General features: G+C 47.7%; 24 protein-coding genes and 1 riboswitch. Of the genes, 16 read left to right on the forward strand and 8 right to left on the reverse strand.

Going from position 1 to position 20,703, the window contains the following annotated elements:
- Nucleotides 1-50: 50 nt before the first annotated feature.
- Nucleotides 51-650: a TetR family transcriptional regulator gene (locus MKY95_RS02350; protein WP_074093225.1), complete on the forward strand. Its 600-nt coding sequence runs from the start codon at nucleotides 51-53 to the stop codon at nucleotides 648-650.
- On the forward strand, nucleotides 643-1,386 hold the full coding sequence (nfsA, locus tag MKY95_RS02355; RefSeq protein ID WP_339196670.1) for an oxygen-insensitive NADPH nitroreductase: 744 nt from the start codon (nucleotides 643-645) through the stop codon (nucleotides 1,384-1,386). Before MKY95_RS02350 ends, nfsA begins: the two co-directional genes overlap by 8 nt.
- 322 nt (nucleotides 1,387-1,708) lie before the next feature.
- Here the strand turns inward: nfsA and MKY95_RS02360 are convergent, their stop codons facing one another.
- From MKY95_RS02360 to MKY95_RS02390, 7 genes are all read right to left on the reverse strand, one after another.
- Nucleotides 1,709-2,515 carry a TatD family hydrolase gene (locus MKY95_RS02360; RefSeq protein WP_084650464.1) on the reverse strand — a complete coding sequence of 269 codons (807 nt, stop codon included), beginning with the start codon at nucleotides 2,513-2,515 and terminating at the stop codon, nucleotides 1,709-1,711.
- 105 nt (nucleotides 2,516-2,620) lie between these two features.
- Nucleotides 2,621-3,529 (reverse strand): ABC transporter ATP-binding protein, encoded by a 909-nt coding sequence (locus tag MKY95_RS02365; RefSeq protein ID WP_339196674.1) that lies wholly within the window; start codon nucleotides 3,527-3,529, stop codon nucleotides 2,621-2,623.
- A gap of 37 nt (nucleotides 3,530-3,566) precedes the next feature.
- On the reverse strand, nucleotides 3,567-4,325 hold the full coding sequence (locus MKY95_RS02370) for an ABC transporter permease (RefSeq protein WP_339196677.1): 759 nt from the start codon (nucleotides 4,323-4,325) through the stop codon (nucleotides 3,567-3,569).
- Complete coding sequence (locus MKY95_RS02375; RefSeq protein ID WP_017690996.1) at nucleotides 4,325-4,615, reverse strand: thiamine-binding protein; 291 nt, start codon at nucleotides 4,613-4,615, stop codon at nucleotides 4,325-4,327. The genes MKY95_RS02370 and MKY95_RS02375 overlap by 1 nt, the downstream gene beginning before the upstream one ends.
- A gap of 224 nt (nucleotides 4,616-4,839) precedes the next feature.
- Complete coding sequence (locus MKY95_RS02380) at nucleotides 4,840-5,880, reverse strand: ABC transporter substrate-binding protein (RefSeq protein ID WP_338707625.1); 1,041 nt, start codon at nucleotides 5,878-5,880, stop codon at nucleotides 4,840-4,842.
- Between the two features lie 221 nt (nucleotides 5,881-6,101).
- Nucleotides 6,102-6,214: riboswitch (TPP riboswitch) on the reverse strand.
- Between the two features lie 143 nt (nucleotides 6,215-6,357).
- Nucleotides 6,358-7,113: an NAD(P)-dependent oxidoreductase gene (locus tag MKY95_RS02385; protein ID WP_339196680.1), complete on the reverse strand. Its 756-nt coding sequence runs from the start codon at nucleotides 7,111-7,113 to the stop codon at nucleotides 6,358-6,360.
- Between the two features lie 17 nt (nucleotides 7,114-7,130).
- Entirely contained in the window at nucleotides 7,131-7,517 is a 387-nt protein-coding gene (locus MKY95_RS02390; protein ID WP_076253877.1) for a VOC family protein, read from the reverse strand.
- A gap of 174 nt (nucleotides 7,518-7,691) precedes the next feature.
- Between MKY95_RS02390 and MKY95_RS02395 the strand changes: the two genes are divergently transcribed.
- Nucleotides 7,692-8,201 (forward strand): hypothetical protein, encoded by a 510-nt coding sequence (locus MKY95_RS02395; protein ID WP_305955691.1) that lies wholly within the window; start codon nucleotides 7,692-7,694, stop codon nucleotides 8,199-8,201.
- Nucleotides 8,202-8,623: 422 nt separating this feature from the next.
- On the opposite strand, the gene MKY95_RS02400 is transcribed toward MKY95_RS02395, so the two are convergent.
- Nucleotides 8,624-9,859, reverse strand: coding sequence for an MFS transporter (locus tag MKY95_RS02400; protein ID WP_076319526.1), 1,236 nt, complete (start codon nucleotides 9,857-9,859; stop codon nucleotides 8,624-8,626).
- 387 nt (nucleotides 9,860-10,246) lie between these two features.
- On the opposite strand from MKY95_RS02400, the gene serS reads away from it, so the two are divergent.
- The 13 genes from serS (at nucleotide 10,247) to MKY95_RS02465 (ending at nucleotide 20,489) form a co-directional block, all read left to right on the forward strand.
- Entirely contained in the window at nucleotides 10,247-11,545 is a 1,299-nt protein-coding gene (gene serS / locus MKY95_RS02405) for a serine--tRNA ligase (protein ID WP_339196688.1), read from the forward strand.
- Nucleotides 11,546-11,817: 272 nt separating this feature from the next.
- On the forward strand, nucleotides 11,818-12,924 hold the full coding sequence (locus tag MKY95_RS02410; protein WP_076319524.1) for an Ig-like domain-containing protein: 1,107 nt from the start codon (nucleotides 11,818-11,820) through the stop codon (nucleotides 12,922-12,924).
- A gap of 386 nt (nucleotides 12,925-13,310) precedes the next feature.
- A complete protein-coding gene (locus MKY95_RS02415; RefSeq protein WP_076319522.1) occupies nucleotides 13,311-13,862 on the forward strand; it encodes a GrpB family protein in 552 nt (183 codons plus the stop codon).
- 4 nt (nucleotides 13,863-13,866) lie between these two features.
- Nucleotides 13,867-14,274: a DUF2809 domain-containing protein gene (locus MKY95_RS02420; RefSeq protein ID WP_076319521.1), complete on the forward strand. Its 408-nt coding sequence runs from the start codon at nucleotides 13,867-13,869 to the stop codon at nucleotides 14,272-14,274.
- 27 nt (nucleotides 14,275-14,301) lie between these two features.
- Nucleotides 14,302-14,859: a GNAT family N-acetyltransferase gene (locus MKY95_RS02425; protein ID WP_076319520.1), complete on the forward strand. Its 558-nt coding sequence runs from the start codon at nucleotides 14,302-14,304 to the stop codon at nucleotides 14,857-14,859.
- Between the two features lie 51 nt (nucleotides 14,860-14,910).
- Nucleotides 14,911-15,240 (forward strand): DUF952 domain-containing protein, encoded by a 330-nt coding sequence (locus MKY95_RS02430; RefSeq protein WP_036616752.1) that lies wholly within the window; start codon nucleotides 14,911-14,913, stop codon nucleotides 15,238-15,240.
- Nucleotides 15,241-15,309: 69 nt separating this feature from the next.
- A complete protein-coding gene (locus tag MKY95_RS02435; RefSeq protein WP_076319519.1) occupies nucleotides 15,310-15,900 on the forward strand; it encodes a DUF1572 family protein in 591 nt (196 codons plus the stop codon).
- Nucleotides 15,897-16,487, forward strand: coding sequence for a histidine phosphatase family protein (locus tag MKY95_RS02440; protein ID WP_076319518.1), 591 nt, complete (start codon nucleotides 15,897-15,899; stop codon nucleotides 16,485-16,487). The genes MKY95_RS02435 and MKY95_RS02440 overlap by 4 nt, the downstream gene beginning before the upstream one ends.
- Before the next feature lie 61 nt (nucleotides 16,488-16,548).
- Nucleotides 16,549-17,265, forward strand: a complete 717-nt coding sequence (gene pxpB, locus MKY95_RS02445; RefSeq protein WP_076319517.1) for a 5-oxoprolinase subunit PxpB — start codon at nucleotides 16,549-16,551, stop codon at nucleotides 17,263-17,265.
- Nucleotides 17,262-18,293, forward strand: coding sequence for a biotin-dependent carboxyltransferase family protein (locus MKY95_RS02450; protein WP_076319516.1), 1,032 nt, complete (start codon nucleotides 17,262-17,264; stop codon nucleotides 18,291-18,293). The genes pxpB and MKY95_RS02450 overlap by 4 nt, the downstream gene beginning before the upstream one ends.
- Nucleotides 18,293-19,066, forward strand: a complete 774-nt coding sequence (locus MKY95_RS02455) for a 5-oxoprolinase subunit PxpA (protein WP_076319515.1) — start codon at nucleotides 18,293-18,295, stop codon at nucleotides 19,064-19,066. The genes MKY95_RS02450 and MKY95_RS02455 overlap by 1 nt, the downstream gene beginning before the upstream one ends.
- An 86-nt stretch (nucleotides 19,067-19,152) precedes the next feature.
- Nucleotides 19,153-19,611, forward strand: a complete 459-nt coding sequence (locus MKY95_RS02460; protein WP_076319514.1) for an NUDIX domain-containing protein — start codon at nucleotides 19,153-19,155, stop codon at nucleotides 19,609-19,611.
- Nucleotides 19,612-20,072: 461 nt separating this feature from the next.
- The gene (locus MKY95_RS02465) at nucleotides 20,073-20,489 is read left to right on the forward strand and encodes a pyridoxamine 5'-phosphate oxidase family protein (RefSeq protein ID WP_074093246.1); all 417 of its coding nucleotides are present in this window, start codon (nucleotides 20,073-20,075) and stop codon (nucleotides 20,487-20,489) included.
- Nucleotides 20,490-20,703 lie beyond the last annotated feature (214 nt).

Below are 20,703 nucleotides of genomic sequence, written 5' to 3' on the forward strand. Positions count from 1 at the left end.
TCCTTGAGCTGGAGCGAATGAGATGAACGGACAAGAGGGAGCGGGACGGAATGACGGAACCGGAGTTGGATATCAAAACGAGGATATTGCTTGCAGCCAAGAAGCTTTTTGCACAGCAGGGGTATGACGGGACGAGTGTTCGTCAAATATGTGATGAGGCAGGTGCCAATGTGTCGCTGGTGTCTTATCATTTTGGCGGCAAAGAAAAGGTGTTCGAAGCATTATTTGAGCATTTCTTCCCTGGGCATATGATGAACGCGCTGGCTGAAGAGTCCATGTCCTCGCCTGTGGAAGGTATCCGACGAATTATTGGTGAAGTTGTGAAGTTCACGATGACGGATCGGGAGATGAGCGATATTGTGCAGCTTGAAATTACACTGCGTACACATCGTACAGCTACCGTATTTCGTTTTCTAGACCCTGTATGGACCCGAGTGAGGGACCTGCTGCAAGAAGGAAAAGACCAGGGATTGTTCCAGGTCGAGTCCGTATCTTATGCGATGCTTCAGGTTATGGGTGTGGCTTTGGCGCACAAACGGGCCAAGAATTCACGATTTGGCTTTGATTATCAGGATATGAATACAGACGAGCTTGCTGAGCAGACAATTGAGTTCGTACTTCGAGGATTGGGAGTGAACCACCATGAATGAAACCATTGAGTTGATGATGAAACACCGCTCTGTACGCAAATTCAAGCCAGACCCGGTAAGTGATGAGCAGCTTGCAGCCATCGTAGCGGCTGGGCAGATGGCTTCCTCTTCAAGTAGTGTGCAAGCCTATACCGTAATTGCTGTGACTGATTTAGAGCAAAAAGCCAAGCTGGCTGAATTGGCAGGCAACCAGGCCTATGTCAATGAATGTCCGGTGTTTCTCGTATGGTGTGCTGATCTGTATCGGCTGAGTGATGCCGCGAAACGTCATCTTCCTGAGAAGGAATCGTATGCCGATTCAACCGAGAATTTCATGGTAGCCACGATTGATGCTGCTCTGGCTTCCCAGAACGCCGCTCTTGCAGCGGAGTCACTAGGGTTCGGAATCGTATATATTGGCGGGCTTCGTACCCGGATTGAGGAAGTTGCTGAGCTGTTGGGATTGCCGGAAGGGGTATATCCGGTGTATGGCATGTGTATTGGTGTTGCAGATCAGGAAACGGGAATTCGCCCGCGTCTGCCACTTAATGCAGTTCTGCATCGTAATCGTTATAATGCCGAGCAGAGCACCAAAGGTGTTGAGCAGTATGATGAGACAACGACGGCGTACATGAAAGCACGAACTAACGGTGAACGAACGACTCCATGGTCCGAACTGATGGCGAAGCGCCTGACTGAGCCGACAAGGTTGCAAGTGAGACCGTTCCTGGAAGGCAAAGGATTCTTGAAGCGCTAAGTTGAACTGAAGGTAGTTACACTTGCCACTCCGATGACAGAACAACCTTCCGATCGCTGTTATCCCCAGATTTTTTGATCCAATTTTTCTGAAGGTGAAAATCTAGTGATAGCGTATGCTTCCGAAGTAGCTTTCTTTCAGAAAGCTTTTAGGCGACCGCTCTGCTTCCTCAGGTTATTTCTGTCCTCTACGTTCCTGTGTAAAAATTTAGTTCAACTGATATATAATAGTAGACTAGAAGTCAGTCGGTGGCGAAGCCGACTGGCTTCTTTGTGCTGTATTGGCAGGGCAAGCGAGAGTGCTTGCTACTACCAGATTGTAATCAAGTTAAGCCATAGAAACGCTTTGTGTTCTGATAAAAAAGACGGGCGGCCCGCTCGGTTCCCATGCCAGTGATCTCACTCCACGCCTGGATGACCTGTCTGGTCATGGCCGGGTGTGTCATTCGTCCCTGAAATGGTCCTTCGAAGGGCCAAGGTCCGTCGGTCTCGGCCATCACTTGTTCTGATGGATATTGCCGGGCGAGTTCACGAATCTCTTCTTCATACCGAATATCCGGCGTGAAGGAAATGAAATAACCGTTGTCCGCCATGCGCCTTACGGTTTGGCGAGAACCTTTGAACCAGTGGAAATGAGCACGTCGGAACTGATATTGCTCCAGCAAATCACAGACGATATCCGCATCATCGTATACCGCATGAAGGACAAGTGGTTTGTTATGCTTTTTGGCAAGTTGGATGAAACGTTCAAGCAGTTCAATGTACCCGCTCTGATCGAAGCGTTGCCCTGCCTGCTCCGCTTCCTGACGATTGTAATAGGGAAGGCCAACTTCTCCGATGGCTGTGGCTTGTCCCATATGCTTCTCGATCCATTGGAAGAATAGGTCCATTTCTGCAACGGACGGCAGTTCCTGTTCCGGATGGAAACCGAAGGCCGGATAGATGTTACGTGGATGTTGTTTTGCAAGCTCCAGATTGGCCTGGGCAGAAGCGAGATTCATAGACACGGCGATGACTGCCTCGACTTGCTGAGACGGGAAAGATAGCAGCATTTCGCGTTGTTTGTCAGGGGTATACTGATCGAAGTGAATATGAGCATCAATTAATGGTGCAAAAGCTTGAGAATGCATGAGGGAATTCCTCCTTGTGTTCAGTTATATTCTAACTATGTTACGCAGAATTTCTTAAGGCGGATCACCTATTAAAGGAAAATAATAACTTAAAAACCCGCGCTATTATGATAGGCGGGCTTTCTGCTGTTCTTCTCGCATCCACTGAGCAATCTGCCGTTTACGCTCCAGAAAAGCGGATTCCTCCGTAATTTCTTCTCGTCTTGGGCGATCAAAAGGAACATGTACCTCGTGCAACACTGTTGCAGGTCGGTTGGATAATACATAGACCCGATCCGCAAGCAGCAATGCTTCTTCGATATTATGGGTGATGAACAGCACCGAGCGGCGGTTCTGTTCCCAGATATCGAGCAACCAGCGCTGCATGTCGCTACGTGTCAGTGCATCCAGCGCGCTGAAAGGTTCGTCCAGCAGCATGAGTTCCTGCGGACTGAGCAGGGCGCGCAGAAATGCAGCACGCTGCTGCATTCCGCCCGACAGCATATGAGGGTATGCCTGCTCGAACCCGGCAAGACCCACGCTGCTTAACCACTTACGAGCTTCTGCAAGTGCTTCGGTCCGAGGGGGAGTGCTTGAAGCCACTTCTCCAGCAAGCAGTACATTGTCTTCAATGGTACGCCAAGGGAAAAGGGCGGGCTGTTGCGGCATATAACTAATCTTGCCACGCTGTCCCGTTACATTTTGACCGTTCATAAGCACTTGGCCTTCCTGTGGCTTTAGCAGACCGCCGATGATATGGAACAGGGTACTTTTACCGCAGCCAGAAGGCCCGACGATAGCGACAAACTCGCCTTGCTCCACAGTCAGGGACAGTCCGTTCAGAACCGAAAGCCTACTCCGTCGTTCGCGGAATGATGCATGAACATTAACAACGTCCAGTGCAGGTGGAACCGGAGCAGGAGTCGTAATGGCAGGTTGATCAGGCGTAGCCGGGTGATGTTTTTCACCATGCTTTGGCTCCAATACACTTGTTCCTCGTTCAGGCTGGACTTGTTGGTCCAGTTGCCGATTCATATGATCATCACTTCCTAATATACAGATTACATCTTTACTATCGCTTCTGTGGCCGCCAGCCCACAAGCAGCTTCTCCAGTAGGGCAATGAGCAAGAAGAGCAACAAGCTGAGCGCGACAATAATCATGATTGCCACGAATAGGCGATCCGTGCGATAGGCTGACTTTTGCAACATCATATAATAACCAATACCCTTGTCTGCACCAATCCATTCGGCAATGATGGCACCCATCACGCTATAGGTAGCGGCGATTTTGACACCGGAGAACACGGATGGCAGAGCATGAGGAAGCTCCAGCTTCCAGAAAATCTGATGACGTTTCGCACCAGCCATGCGCATATAGTTCATCATCGCCGCGTCAGTACGGGTCAAGCCATCCATCGCCGCCACTGCAACAGGGAAGAAGCAGACGAGGATGATCGTAATCAGCTTGGGCAACAGCCCGAATCCAAACCAGATTAACAGGAGCGGCGCGAGCGCGATGGTTGGGATATTTTGACTAAGAATAAGTAAAGGGTACAGGGCTGACTTGAGAAAAGGGACCAAATGCAGTACCATCGCAATCAGTAATCCAACCGCTGTTCCAGCGGCGAATCCAATCAGCGTTAACTGAATGGTTGCGGAAGCGTGCATGCCAAGCCGTTCGGCCTGGGTTGCCGCTTCGCGGGCGATGTCGGACGGTGAAGGCAGCATCCATTTCTCAATATGGAAGAGGGAGACGGCTCCCTGCCATATCGCTATAAAGAGAATAACCGCCACAATGGGCGGCCATACACTTTTGAAATAGGCAGGCATTAGCGATACTTCTCCGTCAGGGTATCCATGCTGAAGCCGGTAGGGCTATGGGCGATTTTGATCTGGGAGATGATGCTTGGGCTGCCAGCCTCCACGAGTACCTCGTGCATTTTACGGACAACTTCCAGCAGTTCCTCTAGTTCCCCCTCCATCGTGGTGTCGAGCGCGTTCACCTGATATTTCAGGCCGGATTGCTGAATAACTTCAATGGCGCGATCAACGTAAGGATAAGAGTTCTCGCCATTTGGCGTTTTCGGGATAACCTGAATACTAAGTAGTGTGCTTGCCATGAGAGATCACGGCTCCTTTCGTGATAAATAAAATGAACTAATGACTGTTACACTTGCCACTTCGATGACAGAATAACCTTCCAATCGCTGTTATCCCCAGATTTTTTTGATTCCCTTTCTCTAAAGGGAAAATCCGGTGATAAAGGCGACCGCTTCGCTTTTTCACGTTATTTCTGTCCTCTCCGTCATCGTGTAAATATTAAGTTCGTTTTATATGAGAAATTTTATTGGGGTAAAAACTCGTTCGTATATGCCTTGCTCACATCGATCTGTTCATCCAGCAGTTTTTTGCTAAACATCCAGTCGGTGTAGTTCTGCCACACTTCCTGCTTTTGCTCACCCCAACGCGGGGCGTCATCCGTGTATTTTGGACTAAGCCACTTCTGGCTTGCCAGTACCAAGTCTTTATCCAAGTCCGGTACGGCCTTGATCAGAATGTTTGCTGCGTCTTCGGGATGATCAATTGCGTATTGATATCCTTCTGAAGTGGCTTTCAGGAATGCTTTCACCAACTCAGGGTCGTTTTGGATCGTCTGCTCGTTTGTTACTAGTACAGGCGTGTAGTAATCCAGTGCATCTGAATAATCCTTCACATATAACATGTCGATCGGTTCTCCGCGCAGTTCGGCTTCAATACCTGTCCAGGCGTAGAAAATCCATGCGAAATCGATATCCCGTTTCACTGCGGTGAAAAAGTCGGCATCACCCATGTTAATGTTTTTCACTTTGGATACATCGGCTCCGTCGCCTTCCATAATGGATTGCATCACGGCTTCTTCGACTGGGGAACCCCAACCGCCATAGGTTTTACCTTCAAAATCTTTCGGTGACTTGATATTCCGATCCGCCGGAGCAGCGAAACCAGATGTATTATGCTGAATAACTGCTGCGATGGAGACCAATGGAACACCCTGTGTGCGGGCTTGAGTTACACTCTCCTGATAACTTACGCCAAAAGGCACTTCATTCGAGGCAACCATTGTATCTGCGCCACCGGCACCTGGTTGTACAATCTCAACGTTCAAGCCTGCGGCTTTATAAAAACCTTGATCTACAGCTGCATACAGGCCTGTATGATTCGTATTTGGTGTCCAGTCGAGCACCACTTTAATATCTTTCAGGGCGGCAGTGTCACCTTCGTTGCTGCTTTCCGTATTTGTGTTGCCGTTCTGCCCAGCTGGGGCAGCTTCTTTGCCACCACATGCGGCTACAGTCACCATAAGCACGCATAAGAGCAACAATCCCATCGTTTTACGCCATTTCATCTGTGGTTCTCTCCTTCGGTATGTCCGGCCGATTGGCACGGGGTACTCCTTGGCTTCATATCCAATCATCTTGCATAAATCGACAGATTTATACCAGTTGAGATCTGGATAACGTCACTTTTTTTAGCTCTCTGGCTATATAAAAGAACATTAAAAAAGCGTCCCGTATTCCGGGACGCGTGCAGGCGTTAGAGAGGTGGCGTTCAGCCATAGGGCTGTGCCATTTCGATATACTCCGATTCCTACGCTGGCATGATCCAGATCAGGTCTAAGGGTTAGTATCTTGGTGGGATACACTCTCAGCCGGCCAATTCCGACTCCCCTGGGAAACTATGAAGTTACGGGCATTACTAGGTGTAATTATAGGCCAGAGGGTAGGACCTGTCCAGTCATGAACTGGATAGGGACACGTATAAGTTATAAACAGGCCGTTATACATATGTATAACAGCCTGTTTGGATGTGTTATTTTCAATAATTATCGTGGGGAATCATATAAGGCAATCTGACTGAGTGCAAAAGCATCGGATTTTGGGTCATAACCTACCTGTTTCTGAGTGGTTTCCAGATTTAATCGTTTAAACCGATTATTCGAGATCCCATGCAGTATGGTGAAGGGTTCCAGATCGGTAGTTGTAATTGCTTTGAACATCAAATCACACAAGTCAGCCGGACTAATATACGCGCTCATATCCCTTGCCTCCAGCACGGGTCCGTCCGGTTGAAAATCATCATATGCACCTATACGTATTGCTACACTTTGTAAACCTTCGGTATACGCAAAATAGGAAGCGAGCGATTCTCCAAAACATTTGCTAACCCCGTACAAATTCCGTGGGCGTGTCGGCATGTCCGGATAGACCTGAGCATCAATGGGATACCCCTCGATCGTCTGTGCACTGCTTGCCAGAATGACTCTTCGTACACCTTGGTCCTTGGCTGCACGGAATACATTAAATGTGCCTTTGATATTGATGTCCAACAACGATTCATAAAATCCGGCATGCGGGGAAGGATCTCCCGCCAGATGTACAACCACATCCATGCCTTCGCAAGCATGCTGACAGGCTTCGGGGTCTGTCACATCCAGTGTCATGATCTCATGGCCTGTCCCTTGATACGTATGCAGTCTGTCGATATTCAAATCCGTTAGTCGCAGGTGAAATGTCTCTGACAAGTGTTGGGACAAGTCACGTCCAATTTTTCCGGCTGCGCCGGTAATTAAAATGTTCATGAAATCAGCTCCATTTCTTAGCGCTGGAAGAACTCAATCCATTCCTTTTCAGGTCCATAGATGAAGAAATAGCGGTAACCGTTAGGCAGTGTAATAATCTCTCCATCGATAAATTCGGCTTCGGTGGATTGAATGCGTTTGTACTCAGAATCAAGATCATCCACGTGGATCGCAAAATGGTGCACCGTACCTTCGGAAGGCAGCTTGTCGCTGTATCCTTGAATTAGCTCAATCTCAGTCTCGTTACTTCCATTGAAGCCGAGAAAGGCGAGCTGAATGACGCCGTTAGTATGGGTTACCCGGTCTTTCAATTCAAGACCAACAATCTCCGTATAGAAACGCAGCGTGGTCTCCAGATCACGCACGGCAATGCCGACGTGGTCAATGCGCTTTTGAAAACTCACAATCAAAAACCTCCTTATGTAGTGAATGTTTCTACCATTTTAAGGGATATCATAGAGCTGTACTACATGGTTGTCAAATCCAATTTTAATTTGGAAAAACCATAACTGTTCACAGAATGTTCACTTATGTGGAGGGTTTCCTCATCTCTATAATTACGAAGGTAAACAGAGAGGATGAGAGAATTGCCAACAAGCAAGAGGGAACAAATTATTTTCGGATTAATGATGTGTACAGGAATGGTCTTGGTCATGATGTTCTTCAATCTATGGCACAGTGGGTTACTCGGCAAGATGTCCCCGATTGAGATACTGCTTCAATTCATATTATGTTTTGTCATCGCGTTTCTGGTGGAGTCTTTCATAGTTGGCCCTGTGGCGAGAAAGATTGCATTCTCATTGCTCTTCGACAAGTCCAACAAGATTTTGGGTGTGCTCGTTATGTCATTTTTTATGGTGATTGGCATGGTTCTGATCATGTCCATGTATGGAATGATCTCGGCTTATCTCGCTGATCAATTAAGTGGGTCATCCGTACTCCGTACGTATCTCCATACCATTGCTCGTAACTTCAGCCTTGCGCTTCCATATCAGTTGATCGTTCTGGGACCACTCGTCCGATATGTATTCGGTAAATTCATCAAGGATAACGGGCCTGTATTGCCTGTCGTTAATAAAAGTGTGTGATTTGGTTGACCATAAGTATTTCCTGGGCAATCTTGTGCAAATGAATAGATATTATTCTCACCTTTAATGAAAGGAGATGAGAGAGGCAAAGATAGGGTACTTGCCGCCATATTACAGCGCTAACGAATCGAGGACACCTTATTAGGCGAGTTTCTAAGGGAATGAAAACCTAACGAATCTCAGCGGTGTTATTATGCAAAAAACCTCCAACGAGACATTTAATTGAAGCTAATTATCTATAATAACGTCTCTAGGATTCGTTAGATTTCAAACATGCGGAAATGGAGGGGGATAGCGTGTGCTAGGTTCGTTAGAACAGAATAATGCTACAAAAAGATGTCCACCGTCAGGTCATGACAGTAGACATCTCGATTTCTTTAATAGGTATTTCTAATCCTCAGGACTAGACCAACACAGAACTGTTAAGTCGCAGAATTCACTATATGTTTGTTCTGCCATTGATACGTGATTACGCTAATGACAAGCAGGCCAACTGCAAAGATCGCAAGCATCCATGCAGACTGATTAACCGCCAGATGATCAAGACTCCATCCCGTAGTCAAAGGCAGAATGGCACCGCCAACCCCACCTGAGGCAATCAAAATGCTGGGTGTGGATTCTTCTGTTCCGGGCAACAGTTTACTGGCGAAGACAAGGGCAATGGAGAATATCCCTGACATCGCAAGTCCAAGCAGTAAGATGATGAGAAATGCAGACCAGATTTGGTTTGTAAATGGAAATATCATTAACAAGAGAACAGATGCAAGACAACTGTACAGGACATATACGCGGTATTGGAATTTCTCTGCGATATAACCGGCGAAGAGCCGTCCCACGGACATGGCAATCCAGAAACAGGTGACACTAAGGGCTGCTCCGGCTTCCTTCATGTTCATTTTCTCAATCAGGATCGCCGGCATGAAGTTCGCAAGACTCATCTCTGTGCCAACATAGAGGAAGAAGAACAGGACGAATAATACCAGAAGAGTCCTGTTACGGCCACGATAGGTTGGACTGGATGTACTTGCAGATGCGGGATGCATCTCACCCGATGTCCCAGCAGAGTGCGTATTTACGGAAGCATGATTTGAACTCTGTCGCTCCAGAAACTTATCGAGTTCACCGAATGATCCTTTCGCCCAGAAAACAAAGGTCAGCGCTGCGCAGATCGCAACAACGAGAAAGGAGAGACGCCAGTATCCGGCAGCAATCAGACCGCTGGCAATGAGCGGCATGACCATCGCCCCAATCCCGAATAACACTTCCAGTCGACTCATAGCAACGGCTGTATTGTCTTTGATTGCAGCGATGATAATGGTGCCAATAACAGCTTCAACCATTCCGAATCCAAAGCCGGCAGCGGGTGCAATGACGAACATCCAGCCCCATGGTGGCAGCAGCATGTAGGATAATTCTGCAATACAGAGCAACGCTGTGGCGATTAACAGGCCTCCCCGTTTACCAAAGCGTCTGTTCAGCCATGGAGATAACAATACACCACCCAGGAATCCGGCAAATTGAGCAAAGATCAGCGTTCCGCCTTGGCTATAATCTTTGCCGTAATGTTCAAGTGCAACCGGTAGAATGGAACCGAGCACAACGTGGGCAAGTCCAATCAGGAAATAGGACAGACATCCGATCCAAAGTAATTTTTTCATAAAGAACTCCTTCTACTTATATACATAAATTGAGGATCACAATAAAGCGCAATCTTGAAGACAAAGTCTATCATAACAGGACATGTTAAGTTGTGCCATGAATTCCTGATCGATACAGAAGGTTGCAATCTGGTCCGGCGTTCGTATATACTGAGACCAACAATTACAGATCGGACCATGCCGTTGAAGAGCATCCAACTCGGAGGCGTTTTCGCCAGGGGAGCGATATTTCCCCAAGTTAACCGGAACCGCCCGTTATCGCGGACCAAGAGGCTGGAAGCAGGATATCCTGATTCAGCAAGTTGGGTGGCACCGCGAGCAGAGCGCTCCTCGTCCCAAGGGATGAGGGCGCTCTTTGTATTTTTACAGCCAAAGGAGACGGTGACCATGTTAGAAATGAAATGGATTCGGGCACATGCAGAAGAGGTTCAGGCAGCGGCAGACGGGAAAAAAATCAAGATCAACATTCGCACATTGTTAGATCGGGATGAGGAACGCAGGGCACTTTTGCAGGAATCGGAAGAAGGACGCAGATTGCGCAATACGTTATCCGCGGACATTGGCAGACTCATGCAGGCCGGGAATCGGGAACAGGCCGAGGGTTTGCGGGCTCAGGTGAAACAGATCAATGAACAGTTGGAACAGGTGGAAGCGAGGCTCGCCCCTGTGCAGGAGGAAGTAACCAAGCTACAATGGCTGGTACCCAATATCGTGTCCCCGGATACCCCCAATGGCTTGTCGGACGCAGACAATGTAGAGCTGCGACGTGTGGGAGAGGTGCCAACGTTCGAGTATAACACCAAAGATCACGTGGAACTTGGGGAGTTGCATGATCTCATCGATATTCCCCGTGGAGTTAAGATTGGCGGTACGCGAAGCTATGTATTAAAAGGCGCTGGCCTGTTATTACATCGAGCAGTACAGCAACTTGCGCTTGATTTGCTTCTGAAGCACGGCTTCACACCGATGGAGGTTCCGCTGATGGTCAGGGAGGATGCACTGGTGAACACCGGATTCTTCCCAACCGGTCGAGATCAGGTCTATGAACTCGAAGGGGAGAACAAGTGGCTGGTGGGAACTTCTGAAGTGCCGCTGGTCTCGTATTATGCGGATGAGATTGTTGATGTTCAAGAGCCTGTGAGGCTGGCTGCGGTATCGACGTGTTTCCGCAGTGAAGTTGGCTCCGGCGGACGGGATGTACGCGGATTATACCGTGTGCACCAATTTGCCAAAGTTGAGCAGGTCATTCTCTGTGCTCCTGATGCGGAAGAATCGGAGCGCATGTTGCAAGAGATTACAGGACACGCCGAAGAATTGCTGCAATTACTGGAACTGCCGTATCGTGTTGTCGCTGTATGTACCGGGGATATGTCGCAGAAAACGTACAAACAGTATGACATCGAGACCTGGATGCCAAGCCGCGGTGCATATGGAGAAACGCATTCGTCGTCGAATCTGCATGATTTTCAGGCGCGCCGTTCGAATATTCGTTGCCTCGATGCCGAAGGCAAGTTGGTCTACTGTCACACCTTGAATAATACGGCGGTGGCATCGCCGCGTATCCTGATTCCTTTGCTTGAGAATCATCAGCAGGAGGATGGAAGCATTCACATTCCGGCAGCCCTGCGGCCCTATATGGGCGGGGCCGAGAGCTTGATTTTGCCAGAGCAGGATGAAGTGAAGTAGAGAGGTTAGGTAACGCTTTAGGAATTCAAAAAGGGGATGTTCCACACGTTATGTTGCATGTGACGATGGACATCCCTTTTTAAACTGAAATAGTATTTACATAAATCAAGCTCCTACTATGTTGGGCTAGATTCAAAGGTTTTTATAACGATTTCACGCTGATCTCATGAATTGTTCCAAAACTCTCACTTACGACATTCAACTTTATGCAATTCGTATCCGATATAATATAATAGGAGTAAAATATTGGATTATGGGAGATGGATATAGAAATGAATAGAATCAAATTAGCGCTTCGAGGCACGCTCGCTCTAATTATGGCATTAACAATATTGGTCCCTTCGTTGGCCTTGGCGGCTACCGGTGACGTGAAATCGATTGAAATAACCAATAGCAGCCCGCAGAAGATGAGTGTTTCCGAAACAGCTGCGCTTCAGGTGATGGCAACGGTAGAAGGTTTTGATAACAAACAGGATGTTACCGAAGGTGTGACTTGGTCCACCAGTAATGCAGCGGTTGCGACGATGGTGAAAGGCAAAGTCAAGGCTGTGGCCGCAGGCGAAGCAACGATTTTTGCAGAAGTAGACGGGTCTAAAGCCCAGTTGGTTGTCCAAGTGCAGGAGAAGATCAAAAGCATCAAAGCTTCACCGAAATCCTACAGTTTTGTTAAAGGCAGTGAAAGCAGCCTTCCGAAAGTAAGCATTACACGTGCGAATGGTAAGGAAGAGGATGTGACGTCTGAGATTGTGTGGTCCGTATCCACTTCTTCGGCTGTCCTGGAAAACGGTAAAATCAAAGGGGTTACACCCGGCAGAGTATTGCTGCAAGGCAAATACGGAACAACGATTGTGAAAGTCCCCGTTGCCGTGACGGATGAGATTACTAAAGTCGAGGTTACCCCTGCAACTATGCAGCTGAATATCAAGAAGTCCAAAGCGTTGAAGGTTATCGGCACCTACGCGAATAATAAAACGATTAACCTTTCGAAACAAATCATATGGACTTCTTCCAATACAAATGTAGCTATCGTGAAAAATGGAGCCGTTAAGACACTGACCGAGGGACAAGCAACCTTGACAGGAACTTATCAAAATCAGACAATAAAGGCAGAGGTTACCGTTGTACCTTTGCTCAAAAAGCTGATTACAGGCCAGAAAAAACTGGTTTTGTCCCCACAGGGAAGCACAACACTGAGTGTGATGGCCCAGTATGATACGGGCAAGACCACTGTTGTGACCAACAGTGCGGTGTGGAGTAGCACAAAGCCGGGCGTAGCGACAGTGACAAATGGCAAGATCGTGGCTGTAGGCAAAGGTAAAACGTCCATCACGGCCAAGTGGGGCAACAAAAAAGTGACGATCCCCGTTACGGTAAAATAAATCTTCATATAATAAAGCATCTTGCATGATCCAAAAATTGGTTTCAGTACATGACATCGTTAAAATCATCAATATCATCAAGGTAACAGACAACCAAGGGGCGTAGACATACGCTCCTTTTTTGGATATATAGAAATATGTATCTGAAATGCCTTCTGCTTCAACAACTATATAAGGGGATTGGATGGGATGAATATGAAAGCTTCGATTATAAGCTCAGGCCCTAACTCTAGTGATCTGGCTTACCTGAAATATCTTCTTTTATCCCTAAGTTTCACACTTACATTTCAACGGAGTACTACGATTAAGTGCATGAAGCAACGCACCTATGAAAAATACAGAGAAGGTTACCAATTAAAATGTCATGGTGCAGAGGAGGTGCCTGAATGAAAGATCCATTGCAACCGGAAAACTGGCCTGCCTGGGCGACAGAGGCGGTGGAGATTGCTCCGGCCAACCCCAATTGGGATGCACAGGCTCAGGAAGAAATCCGGCAACTTAAACACCTGTTACAGCAGTTGAATATCCATCAATTCGAACATATCGGAAGCACATCCATTCCAGGGTTACCCGCCAAACCCATTATTGATCTGATGGCAGAGGTACAGTCATGGGACGACATGGATCTGATTGCCGATCAGTTGAATCCGTTGGGCTGGAACTATGTTCCGCCTGAACTGGATGGCCGGGATTATAGACGATTCTGGGTGAGAGTTAAGGATGGCAAGAGAGCTGTGCACCTTCATCTTATGCGCCCGGGAGAGGACCGTTGGGATCGTCAAATGCGGTTTCGGGATGTGCTGAGAAAACGCCCAGATCTGGTGGAAGCTTACGCCGTCCTGAAGATGAAGCTTGCTGATGAGAATAAAGAAGACAGGGAATCGTATACCGCTGCCAAAACGCAATTTATTTTACAAGTGCTTGATGAAGGCGTGTGATTAATTGAAAAGCGTACTTATCAGAGACAGGCTGATCTATTTCTTCGCAGTCATGATGACCATGGCGGCAGGGCTCGCATCCAGATACTATAGTGAACGATTGCCGGGTTGGGTGCATGAACATTTCGGGGATGCATTATGGGCGGGCATGATTTATTTCGGAGTACGTATGGTGTGGCCTCATCGCAGCTTGGTATGGGCGATGTGTTTGAGCTGTGTATTCAGCTGGCTGATTGAGTTCTCACAGTTGATTCAGACGCCTTGGCTGATTGATTTACGCTCTACCGTATTAGGTGCTCTTATTTTGGGACATGGTTTTCTGGTGATCGATCTGATTCGATATTCGGTTGGTATTCTGTGCATGGTTATGATAGATCGTTATTTCCTGAGAAATAAGATGGCTGGAGCATGAAATCAAGTGAATCATGGAGGTGCGCTGATGAATGTTGAAAAACTTTTTGCCGAATCGCCCGAATTCGAAACACAGCGGTTAAAGCTTAGACGCCTTGCGATGGATGATCTTGAAGATTATTATGCATTTGCCTCTGATCCGCGAGTGAGTCAGCAAAGCTTGTGGAACTGCCATGAGACGGTGGAGGATTCAATTCAATATATTCAGCGGGTGCTGGATAATTATGAACGGAAAACGGTACATATCTGGGCTTTTGTTTTAAAGGAAACAGGGACCTTGATCGGGAGGGGTGGCATTTTTGATCTCAACGAACCCATGCAGAGTGCTGAACTAGGGTACGCGATAGCCAGCAGTCACTGGGGTAAGGGGCTCGCAGCGGAAGCGATGCAACCCATCGTGGATTATTGCTTTCGGGAACTGGACTGCAATCGGTTGGAGGGGAAATGTAATGCAGGCAACATAGGCTCTGCACGCGTAATGGAGAAGCTGGGTATGTCGTACGAAGGTTTGCTACGCAAACAGTTGAAGATCAAAGGTGTATTTACGGATCAAAAATTGTACTCCCGTATCCGGGATGATCTATAATACTTCCAATGACTCATAGGGTACATCGCAGAAATTGAAGGAGGCAGAACCATGATCTATAGTATTATTTCCCGTTCGTTGTGGGAGCAAGTGTCAAAGGGGAGTGTGTATGCACCAGATAGCCTGGAGACGGACGGATTCATTCATTGTTCCACCAAGGAACAGATTCCATGGGTAGCCGGGCAATATTATGCAGGCCGCACGGATCTATTATTACTTAGTATTGATGAGAAGGCGTTAGAGCCAGAACTGGTGTATGAGGATCTCTACGAATTAAATGAACTATATCCACATATCTATGGAGAGCTCAATCTGGATGCGGTTCGCAAAGTCATTCCATTTGAACCGAATGCAGACGGCACATTCTCATTTCCTGAATAAAATAACATGTGACGTATCTTTCTGAACGTGATCAGGGGTCATATTACTTTTCCGAAGGGTGGTTAACGGATGCATATGAATCAGGTTTTTTTGGAGACAGCGGAGAAGCAATTCTTGTATTACAAGCAGCTCGGGGAAAAAGCCATGGCGCAACTGGAGTCCGAGCAATTGTTTCAATCTTGGAATGAAGACGCGAACAGCATTGCGGTAATCGTAAAACATTTATGGGGCAATATGCTGTCCCGTTGGACGGATGTACTGACAACAGATGGTGAGAAACCGTGGCGTGAACGGGACGCCGAATTCGTGAATGATATTTCTTCCCGGGAAGAGTTGCTCTCCAAATGGGAAGAAGGCTGGAATTGTCTACTCGAAGCCATTCGTTCGTTTACCCCGGAACAATTGTCTCATATCATATATATTCGGAATGAAGGTCATACCGTGATGGAGGCCATTATTCGGCAATTAGCACATTATCCGTATCATGTCGGGCAGATTGTATTTGCCGCAAAAATGCTCAAAGAAACAGCTTGGGACAGTCTCTCGATTCCGAGAAACGGGTCAGATCAATATAACGGCGGCAAATTTGCCAAGCCGAAGGCACGCAAACATTTTACAGAAGATGAACTTCATATAGAAAAAGGTGAGGAGCAACAATGACTCAAATTGCATTGATTCGCCATGGAAGTACAGCGTGGAATAAGGAAAAACGTTCACAGGGACAGACGGATAATCCGCTGGATCAGGAAGGAAGGGAACAGGCGGTATTACTTGCCGCGAGACTGGCCGAAGAATCCTGGGATGCCATCTATGCAAGTGACTTGGAACGTGCAAGTGAGACGGCTCGCATCATTGGTGATCGCTTGGGCATTCAGGAGATTCATCTGGACCCTAGACTTCGCGAGATGGGCGGAGGACAGGTCGAAGGAACGACGGAAGAGGAACGGTTAGCCAAGTGGGGAGCGGACTGGAGTACTCTGGATCTGGGACGTGAGCTTGTAGATGCAGGGACTGTTCGAGGTAGTGCGGTGCTTGAAGATATTGTACGGCAGCACCCCGATGGAAGAGTGATTGTTGTCAGTCATGGGGCCGTCCTGAGGAATACACTGCGAGGACTGGTGCCTGAACTGGATATCAGCGTGAAGCTGTCCAATACATCCATTACCCGGATCGCCAAGAATGAGAATGTGTGGCAATGCGAACTGTACAATTGCAGCGTGCATTTGGATTCGTCCAGGGAGTCCTAATAGATGGATGCTCTGACGTTAAAACGCTAGCAAACTTTGTGGACAAAGGGGGAGATGGCGCATGACCAAACAGCCGTATTCATGGACGGAGGAGATCTTATCTCCGCTGGGTGAGGAAGCGGTTATCATCCAGTGTGGAGATCAATTGTCTGACGCTGTGCAGCGCAGAGTGATGTCTGTATGTGCTTTGCTGGAAAAAAGCACTTTGCCAGCCATGATCGAATGGGTGACTTCTTACACGTCCGTTACAGTATTTTATGATCCGTTCATCTCCTCTTACCCTCAGTTATGCAAGATTCTACTTCAACAGTTGAATCAAATGAAGGAATCCGTACAAGACAAACCCAGAACGGTCACGATTCCCGTATGTTATGGTGGCGAGTGGGGCCCTGATCTGGACTACGTTGCCAGTGAACATGGACTGACCGCAGAGGACGTTATTGCGATTCATACATCCGGGGATTATCTCGTACATATGATTGGATTTGCACCGGGTTTTCCGTATCTCGGTGGGTTGTCTGAACAGATTGCTACGCCCAGACGGGCAACGCCAAGGCTTCGGGTTGAGGCGGGCACAGTAGGTATTGGTGGCAAACAGACGGGAATCTATCCAGTGGACACACCCGGGGGATGGCAATGTATTGGACAAACGCCACTCCGGTTGTTTCGGCCGGAAGAGAACGTACCGAGTTTGCTGGCAGCAGGTGATCGGGTTCGATTCAAACAGATTACGATGCAGGACTATCTGGCGTTGAAGCGGAAGGAGGGCGAACGATGAGTATTGAAGTGATTCGCCCTGGTCTGTTATCTACCGTTCAGGATGAAGGCAGAACCGGCTATCGCCGGTATGGTATTCATCCTGGCGGGGTCTTGGACACCTTTGCAGCCAGAGCAGCCAATATGCTTGTGGGCAACTCCCGACATGCGGCAGTGCTGGAGATGACGATGACGGGACCGGAGCTTCGATTTCAGGAGAGCCAGCTAGTCTCATTATGTGGAGCTGATTTGACGGCAACGGTGGATCATCTGCCTGTACCTTTGTGGCGTCCTGTGCTGGTGCGGGCAGGAAGTGTACTGAAGTTTGGCCCATGTCGTCATGGTTTGCGTGGATATCTGGCGATTGCGGGTGGAATAGCTGTGCCTGAAGTGATGGGCAGTCGAAGTACAGACCTCAAGACAGGTCTTGGCGGTGTGGAGGGCCGAGCCTTGCACGTGGGGGATCTGTTATCCATAGGTGAACCTTCTGGTGAAGCGCAAGGTTGGATGCAGCGTATGGAGCAGCAGGTAAAGCAGAGTGAGCGGGACCACCGAATATTGGCGCCTGCGTGGCTTTTATCTGAACGTGAAAGACCTGACTATTATGGGCAACCTGTTATTCGTGTGATGGAGAGCAAGGATAGTTCGCTGTTCAGCGAGACGAGTCTGGGACAATTCTATGCCGAAAAATACGTGATCTCTCCACAATCCGATCGGATGGGCTATCGCTTGCAAGGCTCCAGACTGGAGCTGGATCAGCCCTTGGATCGGCTGTCTGAAGCCGTTACCTATGGCACAGTGCAGGTGCCACCGGATGGTCAGCCCATCATCTTGATGGCAGACCATCAGACGATTGGAGGTTATCCTGTCATTGCACAGGTAGCTCGGGTGGATATGCCAATCCTGGCTCAGGCTAGGCCAGGAACCCAAATTTCTTTTAAAAAGATTACGCATGATCAAGCCGAACAGTTGTATATGGAACAGGAAATCAATATGCAGTTCATGGATAAGTTGATACGCAGAAGAATGGCAGGAATGGGGGGCGCTTAATGAATACCTCGAAAACCTTGGATATCAATTGTGATCTGGGCGAAAGTTATGGTATATATCGCACGCTATCGGACGAGGCCATTCTACCTTTGATTACATCAGCCAATATTGCCTGTGGATTTCATGCAGGGGACCCGGCTACAATGCGGCTGACGGTGGAGAGGGCATTGGAGCATCAGGTGGCAATTGGAGCCCACCCCGGGTTGCCGGATTTGCAAGGGTTTGGCAGAAGACGTATGGACATTACGCCACGGGAAGCATATGACATGGTGGTGTATCAGATTGGTGCGCTGGATGCATTTGTCCGGGCAAGTGGAGGGCGAATGCATCACGTAAAACCGCATGGAGCTTTATATAATATGGCCGCAGAAGATATGAAGCTTGCTGAAGCCATCACCGAGGCGATCTATCAAGTACAACCTGAACTGTATCTGTATGGTCTGGCGGGCAGTGAGCTGATTCATGCCGCGGATAGCATCGGTCTGCGTAGTGTGAGCGAAGTGTTTGCGGATCGAACCTATGGGACGGACGGTAAGCTCACCCCTAGAAGCCAAGCGGGAGCTGTCATTGAAGAGTCGGGACAAGCGATTGCTCAAGTGCTTCGGATGGTGAAAGACGAAGTCGTTGTATCCACGGATGGTACGTTGGTTCCCATTAAGGCAGAGACGGTCTGTATCCATGGTGACGGAGCATATGCTCTCGCATTTGCTCAAGAGATTCGTCGTGTGTTGGAATCGGAAGGCATTAAGTTATCCGCGCATACCACGGGATGATACGAATGTTCAGCAGAACAATAGTAGTATCAGGTTGTTCGGATTGAACTTTGAAATTTTAGAATGACAAGGAGTGGATCAACAGAATGAAACCCATACGCAACTCGGCGAAAGCTGTCATTGTACAGGATGGACGATTGCTGGTCATCCGGCTGGAAGACCAATATGGTACCGCTTATGTGTTCCCAGGTGGAGGACAGGAGAAAGGTGAAGAACTCAAGGATGCGGTCGCGCGCGAATGTTTGGAGGAGATCGGTCAGGCCGTGAATGTGGGAGAGCTGTTACATATCCGGGAGTATATCGGAAAAAATCATGAATTCGCCGAGTGGGATGCAGATATCCATCAGGTTGAATTTTATTTTGCGTGCAGCTTGTTCGATCCGGAGGCAACCGTTTTTGAAGGCTCCAATCCAGATGACCACCAAGTCGCCGTGGAATGGATTGCACTTGAAGACCTGTCCAACATTCGTTTATATCCAAAAACAATTGGCGAATTGCTTCTTAAATCAGGCTCTTCTTCAATCTATCTTGGAGATCTGAATTAAATTAGCCATGAAGAAATATCGTGCTAACCCTTTTATGTAAACATTTTTATAAAGAACTTTTCCAATTTTGTCACGTTAGCGTATCGGTTCATGGATTCACCATAGGTGAGGTGGGTACACTATAAGTACAGGCTTATTACACCTAACGTAAGTTGACTGTACTTATACACAGCAACGGAGCGGATAAAACCTAAAGAAACGAAACCTGCAAAGTTAAGTACAGGTTTCTGTTTGAACTTTAGCTTACCCACTCCTCAAATTGGAAGAACAGTAGACGTAGTGGAGGGGACGGAATCGATTCTGAGGAAGCAAAGCGTTCGCCTTTATCACCGGATTTTCCCTTTGAGAAAAGGGAATCAAAAAAATCCGGGGATAACAGCGATCCAAAGAACGATCCGTACCCGCAACGGCCGCCTACAAGAGTTCTTCAAATATCCCCCAAACCGAAAGGAGCACTTCCCATGAACCAGACTGAATTGGAACAAAACATTGTAAAAGCATTGGAAAACAACCCTTTTTGCAGCTTCTCGACTGTGGAGAATGGTAAACCAAAATCCCGCTATATGGCGCTTTTCAACGATGGACTGAATATTCATCTGGCAACGAACCGCCGTACACACAAAGTAGAGGAACTGGAGAATAATCCGAATGTTAGCCTGCTACTTGGTTATGAGGCTGGTGGTTCCAAAGAAGTGGTTGAGATCGAAGGAACCTGTGAAGTGACAAAGAACGAAGGCTTGCGTGAGCAAGTGTGGAACGACGAATTGAAGGCGTGGTTCGATGGACCTAATGATCCAAACTATGTCATTCTGGACATTACCCCGACTCGTATTGAATACACGGGGAAAGATCATGAACATCATGTGTGGGAACAATAATCCGAATATGAACATAACCTCTGCAAAGTAGCGTCCTTATGCGAAAATACGCGCAGAGTTTAATCCAACCGTGAAAGCCATTAAGGTTTCACGGTTTTTGGTATGGATGAATAACGCTGAATTGGATATACATGTAAGACACATGTAATATACGTATTTTAAAGATAATAAGCACTAAATACCTACTAAAATGTTGAAAAAAATGTCGAAATCA

It is taken from the genome of Paenibacillus sp. FSL P4-0176 (assembly GCF_037975265.1).
Classification (GTDB): domain Bacteria; phylum Bacillota; class Bacilli; order Paenibacillales; family Paenibacillaceae; genus Paenibacillus; species Paenibacillus amylolyticus.

Excerpts from the sequence above, each read along its gene's own strand:
- MKY95_RS02350 (WP_074093225.1), top strand. The coding sequence starts at position 51 with ATGACGGAACCGGAGTTGGATATCAAAACGAGGATATTGCTTGCAGCC.
- nfsA (WP_339196670.1), top strand. The coding sequence starts at position 643 with ATGAATGAAACCATTGAGTTGATGATGAAACACCGCTCTGTACGCAAA.
- MKY95_RS02360 (WP_084650464.1), bottom strand. The coding sequence starts at position 2,515 with ATGCATTCTCAAGCTTTTGCACCATTAATTGATGCTCATATTCACTTC.
- MKY95_RS02365 (WP_339196674.1), bottom strand. The coding sequence starts at position 3,529 with ATGAATCGGCAACTGGACCAACAAGTCCAGCCTGAACGAGGAACAAGT.
- MKY95_RS02370 (WP_339196677.1), bottom strand. The coding sequence starts at position 4,325 with ATGCCTGCCTATTTCAAAAGTGTATGGCCGCCCATTGTGGCGGTTATT.
- MKY95_RS02375 (WP_017690996.1), bottom strand. The coding sequence starts at position 4,615 with ATGGCAAGCACACTACTTAGTATTCAGGTTATCCCGAAAACGCCAAAT.
- MKY95_RS02380 (WP_338707625.1), bottom strand. The coding sequence starts at position 5,880 with ATGAAATGGCGTAAAACGATGGGATTGTTGCTCTTATGCGTGCTTATG.
- MKY95_RS02385 (WP_339196680.1), bottom strand. The coding sequence starts at position 7,113 with ATGAACATTTTAATTACCGGCGCAGCCGGAAAAATTGGACGTGACTTG.
- MKY95_RS02395 (WP_305955691.1), top strand. The coding sequence starts at position 7,692 with ATGAGAGAATTGCCAACAAGCAAGAGGGAACAAATTATTTTCGGATTA.
- MKY95_RS02400 (WP_076319526.1), bottom strand. The coding sequence starts at position 9,859 with ATGAAAAAATTACTTTGGATCGGATGTCTGTCCTATTTCCTGATTGGA.
- serS (WP_339196688.1), top strand. The coding sequence starts at position 10,247 with ATGTTAGAAATGAAATGGATTCGGGCACATGCAGAAGAGGTTCAGGCA.
- MKY95_RS02410 (WP_076319524.1), top strand. The coding sequence starts at position 11,818 with ATGAATAGAATCAAATTAGCGCTTCGAGGCACGCTCGCTCTAATTATG.
- MKY95_RS02415 (WP_076319522.1), top strand. The coding sequence starts at position 13,311 with ATGAAAGATCCATTGCAACCGGAAAACTGGCCTGCCTGGGCGACAGAG.
- MKY95_RS02425 (WP_076319520.1), top strand. The coding sequence starts at position 14,302 with ATGAATGTTGAAAAACTTTTTGCCGAATCGCCCGAATTCGAAACACAG.
- MKY95_RS02430 (WP_036616752.1), top strand. The coding sequence starts at position 14,911 with ATGATCTATAGTATTATTTCCCGTTCGTTGTGGGAGCAAGTGTCAAAG.
- MKY95_RS02435 (WP_076319519.1), top strand. The coding sequence starts at position 15,310 with ATGCATATGAATCAGGTTTTTTTGGAGACAGCGGAGAAGCAATTCTTG.
- MKY95_RS02440 (WP_076319518.1), top strand. The coding sequence starts at position 15,897 with ATGACTCAAATTGCATTGATTCGCCATGGAAGTACAGCGTGGAATAAG.
- pxpB (WP_076319517.1), top strand. The coding sequence starts at position 16,549 with ATGACCAAACAGCCGTATTCATGGACGGAGGAGATCTTATCTCCGCTG.
- MKY95_RS02450 (WP_076319516.1), top strand. The coding sequence starts at position 17,262 with ATGAGTATTGAAGTGATTCGCCCTGGTCTGTTATCTACCGTTCAGGAT.
- MKY95_RS02455 (WP_076319515.1), top strand. The coding sequence starts at position 18,293 with ATGAATACCTCGAAAACCTTGGATATCAATTGTGATCTGGGCGAAAGT.
- MKY95_RS02460 (WP_076319514.1), top strand. The coding sequence starts at position 19,153 with ATGAAACCCATACGCAACTCGGCGAAAGCTGTCATTGTACAGGATGGA.
- MKY95_RS02465 (WP_074093246.1), top strand. The coding sequence starts at position 20,073 with ATGAACCAGACTGAATTGGAACAAAACATTGTAAAAGCATTGGAAAAC.